The 11867-nt window shown below is 51.2% G+C and carries 10 protein-coding genes; 2 read left to right on the top strand and 8 right to left on the bottom strand.

Annotated elements, in window-relative coordinates:
• Positions 1-13: 13 nt before the first annotated feature.
• The 5 genes from Enr10x_RS00585 to Enr10x_RS00565 form a co-directional block, all read right to left on the bottom strand.
• Complete coding sequence (locus Enr10x_RS00585) at positions 14-1252, bottom strand: type II secretion system F family protein (protein ID WP_145102778.1); 1239 nt, start codon at positions 1250-1252, stop codon at positions 14-16.
• A gap of 85 nt (positions 1253-1337) precedes the next feature.
• Entirely contained in the window at positions 1338-2426 is a 1089-nt protein-coding gene (locus Enr10x_RS00580; RefSeq protein ID WP_145102776.1) for a type II secretion system F family protein, read from the bottom strand.
• A gap of 82 nt (positions 2427-2508) precedes the next feature.
• Complete coding sequence (locus Enr10x_RS00575) at positions 2509-3726, bottom strand: GspE/PulE family protein (RefSeq protein WP_145102775.1); 1218 nt, start codon at positions 3724-3726, stop codon at positions 2509-2511.
• Positions 3726-4172: a hypothetical protein gene (locus Enr10x_RS00570; RefSeq protein ID WP_145102773.1), complete on the bottom strand. Its 447-nt coding sequence runs from the start codon at positions 4170-4172 to the stop codon at positions 3726-3728. The genes Enr10x_RS00575 and Enr10x_RS00570 overlap by 1 nt, the downstream gene beginning before the upstream one ends.
• Positions 4165-4734: an RNA polymerase sigma factor gene (locus Enr10x_RS00565; RefSeq protein ID WP_197994873.1), complete on the bottom strand. Its 570-nt coding sequence runs from the start codon at positions 4732-4734 to the stop codon at positions 4165-4167. The genes Enr10x_RS00570 and Enr10x_RS00565 overlap by 8 nt, the downstream gene beginning before the upstream one ends.
• Before the next feature lie 393 nt (positions 4735-5127).
• On the opposite strand from Enr10x_RS00565, the gene Enr10x_RS00560 reads away from it, so the two are divergent.
• Together Enr10x_RS00560 and Enr10x_RS00555 are read left to right on the top strand one after the other, a co-directional pair.
• Positions 5128-5649 (top strand): shikimate kinase, encoded by a 522-nt coding sequence (locus tag Enr10x_RS00560; RefSeq protein WP_145447845.1) that lies wholly within the window; start codon positions 5128-5130, stop codon positions 5647-5649.
• A 58-nt stretch (positions 5650-5707) separates the two neighbouring features.
• Positions 5708-6751 (top strand): 3-deoxy-7-phosphoheptulonate synthase, encoded by a 1044-nt coding sequence (locus tag Enr10x_RS00555; RefSeq protein ID WP_145447844.1) that lies wholly within the window; start codon positions 5708-5710, stop codon positions 6749-6751.
• Positions 6752-6785: 34 nt separating this feature from the next.
• On the opposite strand, the gene Enr10x_RS00550 is transcribed toward Enr10x_RS00555, so the two are convergent.
• From Enr10x_RS00550 to Enr10x_RS00540, 3 genes are all read right to left on the bottom strand, one after another.
• A complete protein-coding gene (locus Enr10x_RS00550; RefSeq protein ID WP_145447843.1) occupies positions 6786-8675 on the bottom strand; it encodes a tetratricopeptide repeat protein in 1890 nt (629 codons plus the stop codon).
• 271 nt (positions 8676-8946) lie between these two features.
• Positions 8947-10638, bottom strand: a complete 1692-nt coding sequence (locus Enr10x_RS00545) for a recombinase family protein (RefSeq protein WP_197997434.1) — start codon at positions 10636-10638, stop codon at positions 8947-8949.
• A gap of 184 nt (positions 10639-10822) precedes the next feature.
• Positions 10823-11779: a hypothetical protein gene (locus Enr10x_RS00540; RefSeq protein ID WP_145447841.1), complete on the bottom strand. Its 957-nt coding sequence runs from the start codon at positions 11777-11779 to the stop codon at positions 10823-10825.
• Positions 11780-11867 lie beyond the last annotated feature (88 nt).

The raw sequence follows: 11867 nt of genomic DNA, 5'->3' as shown, positions 1-11867 counted from the left end.
TCAGACAACTCTGTCAGGACAGCATCGTCAACAATTTAAACAAAGGGGCCAGCAGGGAAATGAACAGGAATCCCATAGTGACTGCACAGACAATAATGATCACGGGCTCCACAACGGTAGCAAAAAATGTAATCCGGACCCGGGTCTGTCCATTCAGCATGTCTGCCAGGGCATTGAGAATTTCTACCGAATAGCGGGGACCGGAGTGGGCCGTATTACCAGACTGAGTCGCCAGTGTCTGTAGAAATGTGGCCGGAAAAATCTTCAGGGAGGACAGCGCCTCAATCTGCATTTCCCCGGAGGATACCGACTCCGAAAACTGGCGGCAGGCTTTGCGAATCTGATAATTGTTTGAACTCTCCCCCGTCAGCTTGAGCGCTTCCAGAAACGGGACCTCGTTGTCGACCAGCAATGCCAGCAGGTGTGAAAAACGGGAAACTGAAATCCCACTCAACAGTCCGCCAATCAGGGGAAGTCGAAACAGGATTCGCTGCCCCAGGGCCTGTCCTGTTTCCGTTCGGAATAAGGCAACACAGCCCAGCAGCAGGCACAGACTGCCGGGCAGATACCACCACCACTGAGTTCTGATAAACGTCGAGATCACAAACATAAAGTTCGTCACCGCGGGAAGCTCGATTCCGAAATCCAGAAAGATCGATTCGAACGAGGGGATAATCCAGAGCATGATCGCCAGAAACATCAACGAGGCGAAGAGCATCAGAACCAGAGGATAGCAGAGGGCCATCAGCAACTGGCTCCGCATCTCGGCAAGCTGGCGGGCATGCGCCACATAGTCAGCCAGAATTTCACTTATCTTGCCTGACCGGCTCCCGGCATGCACCAGGGCACAAAGTTCCCGGGGCGCTTTGGAATTGGCGAGCACGGTTTCCAGATCGCTGCCCGACTCCAACTGAGTCGCCAGATCCTGGACCGCTGTCCGCAGGCGTGTGTTTTCAATCTCAAACGAGACCGCCTCCAGCCCCGTCGAAAGTGGGAGCCGGGCACGTGTCAAATCGGACAGATGATCGGTAATGACCTCAAAATCTCGTGCCGAGAGTCTGGAGGTGACCCCGGTTTCAGAAGCTTCCTGGGCAGCGAACGCCAGCTCACTCTCTTCCTCCTCCTCGATGCGTTCGATCCTGATCCCCTGTTCCTGCAGCAGGCTGGCAACTTCGTCCCGATCGGAGGCATGCAGCCGCCCCGAAACTTTTTTACCTTCTGAATTGAATCCCTGATAGCGATACCAGTTCATTAGAAATTCATCCCGTCACTGTAATCATCATTATCATCGCAGCCAGCTGCGCTAACCAGACTGTTCACTGCTTCAGTTAAGATCCTCAAGGGTTCGCTAATTGTTTAAGCATATCAGTAAAGGGGAGAAATAATACGAGACAATAACATAACACCGTACCACCGCCGATGATAGCACCCGTAAAGATCGGGAAGATCACGCGGAACCAGCGTGTATAGTGCGCCGCTTTTCTCCGATACATATCGGCGGCATTTTTCAGAGCGAGACTCAGTTCCCCCTCGTGATGTTTGGTGGTCAGTAACCAGGTCAACAGGGGGGGCCATCCATAGAATCTCGACGATTCTCCCGTTTCCAGTTGCGAGCGCGAATGCCGGTCCGCCATCAACCGAGCCGACTGAATCAGCTGGTCATCGCCGGTCGCTTCTGCCGCCAGTACGATGGACTCAGAAAACGGGATCTGCTGTTGAATCAACAGGGACATCAGCTCGGCAAAATTGCCGTAGCGATAAAAACTGGCGATGCGCTTCACGCCGGGAATCCATCCAATCAGGCGACTGGTTCCTTTGAAATTCAACAGCTGCGAACTTCGGGTCCGCATCCAGATCAGGGCGAACAGAAACAGCATCAGCGGTGGCACCAGCGCCCAGTAGAGCATCGTGGACTCCAGGAAATTCAACGCATCCAGAGGACGGGTCTCTCCCAGACGAAACACTTCATACGCGGAATTGAACCGCGCGAGGATCTCAAACAGAAAGACCAGAAACAGGCCATACGCCAGACTGAAAACAATCAATGGATAAACCAGCGCCATACCGATCTGCCGCCGGAGGTGAAACAGCTCCCAGGCGTAGTTGGACATCTCTTCCAGCGCGACAGTCAACTTTCCGGATTTCACACCTGCTTCCACAATCACCCGATAGACGCGGGGAAAACGCGAGCCTTCCGATTCCATCGCTTCGGATAGTGAACTGCCCCGCTCCATTTTGAGTGCCAGATCGGAACTGATCTTTCCCAGACGATCGGGAAGCTCATTGCCCATTTCCCGCAGTCCCAGTTCCAGCGGGATCCCGGCCTGGACCAGGGAAATGATTTCCTCATTCAAGGCAATCAACTCGTCCAGTTCAAAGCGGGTTTCCCGTGACTGCTTCGCATCGGAATCGTCTCTCGCATTCATGTTCACACTCTCTTCAGACAGAAACGATTTCAATCAGTGAATCTGTTCACAGCTCATGGGGAGCAAAACTGTTTCGCCTCCGTTAACTTCCACTGCGTGTCATTCCCAGTACGCGGCGGACTTCCGCGGGGCTGGTCTGCCCCTCGTTGACGGCCCGCAGGGCACGATCCCATTGCGTCCGCATTCCGGCTTCGACAGCCAGCCTGTGCAGTTCGGTCGCATCCGCCTGCTGCAGAATCGCCTGGCCCACTCCTCCCAGGTCGGGCTGCAACATTTCGGTCAGGACGATGCGGCCCTGATAGCCGGTCTGCCCGCAATCGGAGCAACCCACGGGGATTTTCCACTGTTCGACGGGCAGCCCCAGTCGATCTTCTGCGGACTGCGACGGTTGGGCACAGCTGCAGAGCCGACGAAGCAGCCGCTGACTTAAAATCGCCAAGAGCCCACTGCGCAATAAATAAGGTTCGATTCCCATATCAGACAGACGACTGACCGCTTCCGTCGCATTGCCGGCATGGAAGGTGGTAATCACCAGATGCCCGGACAACGATGCCTGAAAGACCGTCTCTGCGGTCTCGCGATCGCGGATTTCCCCGACCATGATCACTTCCGGATCCTGTCGCAACAGGGACCGCAGCCCCAGTGCCATGTCAAAGCCAGCCGCCGGATTGACCTGTGACTGAGCGACAGTAGGAACCACAACTTCGATGGGATCTTCCAGGGACGCCAGACTGCGGGCCCCTTTTGATTCGCGAATGATCTCTCGCAGACAGGCATAAATGGTCGTCGTTTTACCACTGCCTGCCGGCCCGGTCATCAACACCACACCGCCGGTCTGCCGCAACAGCGCCTGCAACTCACTTAAAATTTCTTCCGGCAGATTCAGGTTTTCCAGATGTTTGTACTGGCCCGAACCGACGAACAGCCGCACAACGACTTTTTCACCATAGAGGGTCGGAAACGTACTGATGCGGGTCTCGACGGCCTGCTCGCCATCCCGGTGAATCCGTCCCTCCTGGGGGACATCGGTCCGATAGGTGAGCAGCTGCGACATGACCTTAAGACGTGCCGTGATCCGCGGGGCGAGTTCCTGAGAAAAATCGGCGATGCGATGCAGCACACCATCGATCCGCCAGTCCATCCGCATCCGGTTTTCCGTGGGAAGCAGATGAATGTCGCTGGCGTTGATGGCCTGTGCCTGGTTTAAGATCACATTGACGAGCTCAGTGACATACTCGGGATGATTCTCTGCTTTTTCAGGTAACTGTTCCTGAAACTGCTGGGGCAAAGTCTCCTGCATTAATCGCCTCGAATAAAGATCTGCTCGATTGATCCGGCCCGCTCATTCCGGAAGCGTACGACGGCGTCAACGAGTCCCCATTCACCAGACTGTTTGAGGGTCGCCTGCACGGAATTCCAATCGGTTTGAAGCATGGGCTGGCGTGGCTCCGCATCCGGAATGCCCAGCACACGGCTCCCCTTGGAATAGAGGGTGCGGGACCAGCCGGAATCCGCATCCGAGGCAACACGCCGATCAGCTCCCGAATCCCGGGTCAGAAACAGCAGTGTAAAGGCCAGGAACAGCGTACAACAGATTAACAGAGCTTTGCGCTGCACCCTGCGGTTTTCCGCATGACGGGCGGCAAACAACACCCGCTGACGATGATCGCTGTGGACGGGGACCGCCCCCTCACCGGCCTTGAGTATCTGCTCTTCGAGAAAATGGTGATCTTCAAATTCAAACATTGATATCCTCACGCGCCATGGGGCGCAGGTAATTATCTAATTTCTGGAGCGCATAACGATAACGACTGGCCACGGTGTTCGGCGATTCATCCAGCACACTGGCGATTTCCGCAAACGTCATATCCTCCCAGATCTTCAACACCACCACTTCAGACTGGTTCGTCGGCAGCCGCTTCAGCGCCCGTCGAATCACTAGCGCCTGATCATTCTCTTCCACGACTTCTTCGTCTCGCGACCAGAGCTGTCGGCACTGGGCAAAGATCTGCAGCGGTTTCCGCTTTTGCAGAATCCGCAGAGCTTCGTTCCGGGCCACCCGTAACAGGTAGGCCCAGGGTTGTTGGGCTGTCGCCAGAATTTTAGGACGCATGGCAATCCGCACCATGGTCGCCTGAATCGCATCTTCCGCATCGGGGGTATTGCGGGTCACCGTCACCGCGTAGCGCAACAGTCGCTCCGAGGTCAAATCATACAGCGAACCCAGGCGGTCGACCCCATGATCCTGCAGATCATTGGCACAGCATCGGATTTGCGCTGCAAATTTGGCTGGTGACAGTTTTTCCACGATCCAATTCGATTCTTCTGGCGTTAGAAAAAACTCATATCATCGCTATAGAAGCATAACGATCATGTCCTGACAGAACTGTCCGGATCTTTGACAAGTAAAATTCCTGTGAAATTCACACAAACATCTGTTCCATGCTTGTGTTCTCTATCAGGGGAAAATCACAATTTAATTCTCACCTGAATTGCCACATAGTTCCTATTAGACCTGATTTGAGATATGATTTGTTTTCCTTTTCCCGGGATTTTAAAACTTTTCCGGGCTCCGGGAAAGGAATTTAACTGAAGTCCTTAAGATGTATACAGATACGGCTTTTATAATTTTGCATTTCGTGGCTCCTGTTCGCAGGAATTCCCCTGAGAACTCACAGGATTTTCTCCCGGGAGCGCCTGCATGATCGGGGACAGCGAAACTGCCAGGTCCGGGGTCGTGCTGATCGGAATGCCGGGCTCCGGAAAATCGACTGTCGGCAGACTACTGTCTGAACAGACAGGCCTTCCTTTTCTGGATACCGACGCATTAATAGAGGCAGGCGAATCCAAACGGCTGGCAGAGATCATCGCACACCACTCTCCCGAAGGGTTCCGTGAAATTGAAGCGGCCTACGTGCAATCGATTCAATCAGCAGGATCCGTAATTTCTACCGGAGGAAGTGTCTGTTACAGCAGGGATGCCATGCAACATCTGGCCGGTCTTGGTACGATAGTCTGGCTGGATGTGGCCCCGGAAGTTCTGGAGCAGCGCTTCGCCGACGTCTTCGATCGGGGCGTTTTGATCGAACCAGGCTCCAGCCTTGCCGACCTGTATCACAGCCGGTTTCCACTATACGAACAATATGCACAAATCAAAATCGATGCCTCGCCGCTGACTGCTGAAGAAGTTGTCTCCCAGATCCGTCAGCAGCTGGCATTGTGAACTGAATAGAAACAAAACTGAATCTTCTACCCAAGTAACGAAAACGATTAAAAAAACGATGCTTCCCATTCAAAACGTCAACATCATTGATTCGGTTCGCCTGGTTGCTCCCAAAGAACTGAAAGAGACCTATAAACGCACTGACAAAGTGACGGAGACCGTCGGCGAATCGCGGGAGCAGATCAAACGGATTCTCGCGGGTGAAGATTCACGGCTGATCGTGGTGGTCGGCCCCTGCTCCATCCACGATCCCCAGGCCGCCATCGAGTATGCCAAACGCCTGAAAGAACTTTCCGAGAAAGTCAAAGACCGCATGTTCCTGGTGATGCGGGTCTACTTCGAAAAACCGCGTACCACCGTCGGCTGGAAAGGTCTGATCAACGACCCCCATATGGACGGCACCTTCGACGTCGCCTCAGGTCTGAAAATCGCCCGCCAGCTGCTGCTGCAGATTGGCGAACTGGGACTGCCGGCGGCGACGGAAATGCTTGAACCGATCACCCCGCAATACATCGCGGATGCAATTTCGATTGCTTCCATCGGTGCGCGAACCACCGAATCACCGACGCACCGTCAGATGGCCAGCGGTCTCTCGATGCCCGTCGGTTATAAAAACGGAACTGATGGCAGTCTGGACGTCGCTTTGAACGCAATGCTCGCCGCCCAGAGCCCTCACAGCTTTCTGGGGATCGACGCCGACGGTCAGACCTGTGTGGTCAATACTACCGGCAACCCCTGGGGTCACCTCATCCTGCGTGGCGGTCGCTCCGGCCCGAACTACCAGCAGGAACATCTGGAAGCCGCCACCAAAAGCCTCGAGGCGGCCGGTCTGTCCCCCCGCTTCATGGTCGACTGCAGCCACGCGAATTCTAACAAGGATTATCGTAACCAGGGAAAAGTCTGGAACAACGTCATCGACCAGCGCGTCGCCGGCAACAAGACGATCATTGGCCTGATGCTGGAAAGCAATCTGCACGCCGGCAACCAGAGCCTGCCCGAAGATCTCAGCCAGCTCCAGTACGGCGTTTCCGTCACCGACGAATGCATCGACTGGGACGAAACCGAACAGCTGATTCTCTCGGCGTACGAAAAACTGGCCTGAGCAGGCATGCGATCTGTGTTGCCGCTATTCAAGTTCACTTTGCCTGAACGGCTTGCAGAAGCCGGTTGGCAACCCGTTTCTCTCCTGGGGTGAATGATTTTTTCAGAGGAGTCACGATATCCTTATCAGCCACTTTCTGTTGCGCAGTGGTGAGTGGTTCGCAGGCCAGGGGCATAACAGCCATCTCCAGATAGACGCGAGCGCTGATCGTTTTGTTTTTTGAGATCAAATCGAGTGCCTTGCTCAGAACAGCGATTCCCTTTGCTTCATTTCCCATTCTCAACATTTTTGATGCAATCGAAATAAAAGTCTCCGCTTGCTCTGATTTGTCTATAATCTGTGAAGCAGCTTTAAGCGCATCATCCGTGTTTCCTGCCTCAGACATTCGAGCTGCGACCAGAGAAAGTGCGGAATCCTTTCTCCTGTTTTCCTTAATTTTTTGAGTAATGCCGAGTGCCTCTGCAGTCTCTCCTTTACGGGCTAATTCATTGGCTATAAGCAGAAGTAACCTGGATTGTATTTCCGGGGACGGGACCAAATTAACAACCTGTGTTGCTGATTTCCAGTTATCCGTTTCGATGAGATTGACGACGACATTCTCCAGGAATAAGCTACGGAGAGGGTCAATTTTTTCCAGATCAGGAATCTGCTGAACCAGCGCCAGAGTTTGCTCTCCTTTCCCGGATTGAGCAGCGACTACCGTAAGATCCTCCAGTGCAGATTTTTTATAGTATTTTCTTTCAGCCGCGTTCTCTTTCTCTCCAATCGCGTCGATGACTTTCAGTGCTCGTTCATAATCCCCTGACTTGCTGGCAATAGTAACTGCGATGTTCGCGAGCGCATCAAATTTGATCGTACTATACTGAAATCCGGAGTTTTGAATTTTGTTTGAAATTTCCATTGCCTGCTCATAATCGTCTGAGTCCCTGGCGATTATCTCTGCAATCTTCTGCTGCTCACGATTCCTGGATTCCAGGTCTTCAATCTTGTTTGCAATTTTCAGTGCCTGTTTCACATCACTGGATGCTATTAATGTGACGATCACAGACTGGTATGCTACCACAGCAGCAAAATCGCGATCCTTGATGAATTCGGTGAATTCCAGCGCTCGTTTGGAATTTCCCCCACGGGCGAGTGCATTGACGAACTTGGTCAACAACTGATCTCTCCTTGTCATTAACTGATCTATTTTCGTCTCATCATCAACTTTCTCATACATATTTTCGACTGGTTTCAGCAGTTCATATGCCTGCCGGGAATCACCCTGTTCAAAATAGACCACGGCCATCGCACACAGTGCCGCTCCCTTTATATTCAATTGGGGAATCTGTTCCACGAACTCCATTGCCTGTTGCTGCTGCCCCTTCTGAACAAGCGCCCCAGCGACGCTTTCGCAAACTCGTATCGCAGAACCCTCATTCTTCAGCTTTTGAACTGCCTCGACAGCCTCTGAAACTTTTCCAGCTTCAATCAGTGCGAAAGCAATCTCTTTAAAGATCGGGTCCGTCAAAGAAGGATTTGTGAAATTCTCTGCCGTTTGAATTGCTGACTCGTACTCCCCCAGTTCCAGGACTGTTTTGATGATCGCTTCCTGCGTACTGTTCTTACCGACCAGTCCATCTGTCTTGGCAATCAGTTCCAATGTCGGCTTCAAAGTCTGTAGGGCCTGCTCTTTTTCGCCCGCTGCCAGTTGTGCCCGGGCGATGTCATTTAACATTCGGCAATGCAGGTAAACCTGTTTCTCCTGCTGCGCCATCAGCAGCGCCCACTCCGTCGGTGTCTGCCACTGGTCTGACGCGGCTGTTTTCGGACCTGGACTGCACCCCATACACCAGCCTGTGGATAGCAGAATGAAAGTGAGTTGTAACAGGAAAAGGGAAGCAGTTTCTCGTCCCGTTCGGCTCGGATACGAAGGCTGTTTCATCTGAAGGACCTTATGTCTACGGGCTGGACCAGGAGTCTGCGGAGAAGTTTACTATTTGAATGCAGGGCTGTCATTCTGACATAATCACGCGTCAACCACTATACTGATCTATCGCAATCTGGAATTGCAAGCATAAACGTGGCATTCCAGCTGAATTGGAGGTAGAAACGCTGTGTTCCGGAATCGCCCGGCACCTGACATCAAAGAACGCATGTAGTAGGATCGAATGCATCTCACATGCTAAAGGAGACAAATATCATGAAAACACTCACTAAAGAACTCTGGATGGATCTCCCCCAGCGCCGTCAGATCGTCTCAATTCACGATGACGTCGAACAGCTGGTCTCAGAAAGCGGCGTCCAGGATGGCCTGGCTCTGGGGAACCCGAAACACATTGCGTCACACACTGATCCCCGTTAACAGGTGCCATACCTCGAATGGTAAAAGCCCATTTTTTCTGTCGATGGTTCTCTTGCCCTTCAATTGGTTCTATGTAAATCCCCATCGGACGGCCATCAGAAAAAGTACCATCAAAGACCAATTCAATCAGCCCCCGCTTATCTTCCCACGTCATCTTATCGAATCGATTTGCCGCTCTAATTCTCAGCCGCTTTCTGGCACTCACTTTTGGTTTTGAAAAACGCCGTACAACTTCCTCGGCTGTTGATTTAATCTCCTCAGGAGTTGGCACGTTCTCAATGGATGCGAGCACCTGGTCCAATTCTGTCGTTAATAATTCTTCCCGATCTTGTAATCCTGCTAATTTAGTTCCAGCTTGCTCCTCTGTAAGAGATCCTTTTTCGATCAGGTTCAATATCGAATCCCGTGCTTTCTTAATACCTGCCAGTTCAGAGTTTAATCGCTGAATCTTCTTCAGACACTCCTCCCTTCTCTTTAAGTCTGGTGTTGCTTCTTCGATGGCTCGCTCAACCGCTTTCGGGTTCCCAAACGTATCAAATAAGTGCAGTATTACAGCATCTTCTAACTGGTCTGCTCGGACATAAGGCTTAGGAACAACATCGCATTCACAATGCCGAGATCTTGTTCTATGTCGATAATAAAGCGTTCCCCGAGAGTTCGCCTGCCCTGTCATAGCGTACCCGCACTCTTCGCAAAACACATATCCCTGGAGTAAATAATGGTACTTCGGCGTCCCATGTTGATAAGTGCGGTTTGCTACTGCCTTTTTTCGTATTGCCTTGATAGTTTTATCTGAAAGCAGAGGAGGTATATCTATTGTAACAGTCTCATGAATTTTTAGGTCTTTGATATTCCAAGTGATTTCATAAGAGGACCCACAACTCTCTGCGAGCGTCTTATTCAAAAACGAATGGTTGATGCCATATTCTGTTGCAAGTTTAGGTAACGGTTCACCAGCCAGATATCTTTTAGCAATGTCCTGTATCATCGCTTTCTTTTTTGTATCTAGTCCCCACTTCTGGGCTTCTTTGTCCCAGGTTCTGCCAAACGGTTTTTTTCCTGAAGTAGGAGCGCCAAGCCGCTTGGCACGATCAATGCAACTCATTACTGATTTTTGTTTTTGCTGTCTGGCCTGATATTCTCCGATCTCTGCCGACATACCCAGAAAGAGGATCGCACTTGGATTGAAGAGGTTGTGTTCTTGCGTAAGGGTGAAAAACCGTATGTCGTTATCGCGAAATGCTTGTAAGCCTGCTTTTGATCTGGCGTTGTCGCGAGACCACCTGGAAGCATCAAAAACCATTACAGCGTCAAATGGTTTACGCTTCTTTGTTGCATCAGCCAGGAGCTTATCAAGCTGCTCCCGTTCATATCCAGAGGTTGCATGTTCCTGGCCTGCATATCGTTTGGTAATAACGCCACCCAAGGTTTCAACGGCTTGTGTGATCTGCTTTTCCTGAGTCCGTAGCGACTCGCCTTGTTTCTCCTGCTTGTCTGTAGATACCCTTACGAGGGCGGCGAAGCGTAGCTGCTTCTCTGGCATAATCTTCGACCTTTCTTCGACCAAAATAATAAAACAAAGAGGGGCAGCCGGCTCGCCGGTCGAAGGCAAACAAACCCGGTTCAGGGGATCAATCCCAAACCGTGCTGCCCCTCGCGTATTGTATCCAGACATACTTGTGAGAGCGACACAACTGTTCGGAGTTCTATTGGCTCATTGTAGACCATCAGTTTTCTTGTACCCAGATCAAGGAACCGGCTAACACACGCGAACCACCAACTTCATTCCCATTGATATCAACAATCTTGATTCGAGCAGAATCGGGCTCTTGGGGTGATGCAATTTTGGCCCAGGCACTCCAAAGATTTTGTGCATCTTGAAGTCGGACTTGATACGGTTTGATATGCCAGTTATTTCTAACCTCGATCTCTGCTTCCCAAATCCCATTTGAGATCTCTTGCACTCTGACACTTTTAACTATCGTAACCTCTGCAACCTTCAACGCAGCTATGAACGTATCCAGGCGTTTTCGGGTTTCCTCTTCTGATTCACGCTTTTGGTTTTCTTGCTCGGCTTCCCTCTTTGCTAATTCAACTTTATTTTTGGCTTCCTCGTCTAATTTATCTTGCTCCACTTTACGAGCATACTCTTCCCGCACTGAAGCAACAAAGTCGCGGATTTCTTTTGACTGGGGCGACAGCTCAACATCAGTTTCAATCGCCATGTTGCAAAACTCTTCGGCCTTCTCCTTGTTACCATTTTCAAAATAGAACTCAATTACCCGAGCTAGGATTTCTGGGTTTGGTGAAAATGTTCCTTCTAATTCAGAGACATAAAGTTCAACTGCTTCAGATTTATTCCCTTTGGCCCAAAGTTCATCAGCCTCCTCTTTGTCCGTTGATACAAAAGATATCAACATAAAGAAAATCGTAATTCCGAGTACCGCATACCGATTAAGTTTTGTTTTAACGCCGAGTGGCTCGAACACCATGTCTTGCCACTCTGGCTTCACATATAAAGTAATGGCACCGCAGATTACAGCTAGAGCCAGTAAAGCTCCTCCAAATGGTCGCGCAGCCATCAAAATACCTGTGAATAGAAACATCCCAAAAATAAGTAAGAATGGGATAGCACAGCCTTCTTTTGTGGACCGCGATGTAGGTCTTTGTTTTCCAGAACTCATGTCTTCTCCAGTAGATACAGGCGCAATAAGGTAACTTGTGAACACTGCCCAGGATTGTAGACTAAAGTCCACAGACAGGTCAACAAAC

Source organism: Gimesia panareensis (genome assembly GCF_007748155.1).
Lineage (GTDB): Bacteria > Planctomycetota > Planctomycetia > Planctomycetales > Planctomycetaceae > Gimesia > Gimesia panareensis.
Note: the sequence above shows the minus strand (reverse complement) of the source record. Positions and strands in the feature narration are given on the sequence as shown.

Excerpts from the sequence above, each read along its gene's own strand:
- Enr10x_RS00585 (WP_145102778.1), bottom strand. The coding sequence starts at position 1,252 with ATGAACTGGTATCGCTATCAGGGATTCAATTCAGAAGGTAAAAAAGTT.
- Enr10x_RS00580 (WP_145102776.1), bottom strand. The coding sequence starts at position 2,426 with ATGAATGCGAGAGACGATTCCGATGCGAAGCAGTCACGGGAAACCCGC.
- Enr10x_RS00575 (WP_145102775.1), bottom strand. The coding sequence starts at position 3,726 with ATGCAGGAGACTTTGCCCCAGCAGTTTCAGGAACAGTTACCTGAAAAA.
- Enr10x_RS00570 (WP_145102773.1), bottom strand. The coding sequence starts at position 4,172 with ATGTTTGAATTTGAAGATCACCATTTTCTCGAAGAGCAGATACTCAAG.
- Enr10x_RS00560 (WP_145447845.1), top strand. The coding sequence starts at position 5,128 with ATGATCGGGGACAGCGAAACTGCCAGGTCCGGGGTCGTGCTGATCGGA.
- Enr10x_RS00555 (WP_145447844.1), top strand. The coding sequence starts at position 5,708 with ATGCTTCCCATTCAAAACGTCAACATCATTGATTCGGTTCGCCTGGTT.
- Enr10x_RS00550 (WP_145447843.1), bottom strand. The coding sequence starts at position 8,675 with ATGAAACAGCCTTCGTATCCGAGCCGAACGGGACGAGAAACTGCTTCC.
- Enr10x_RS00545 (WP_197997434.1), bottom strand. The coding sequence starts at position 10,638 with ATGCCAGAGAAGCAGCTACGCTTCGCCGCCCTCGTAAGGGTATCTACA.
- Enr10x_RS00540 (WP_145447841.1), bottom strand. The coding sequence starts at position 11,779 with ATGAGTTCTGGAAAACAAAGACCTACATCGCGGTCCACAAAAGAAGGC.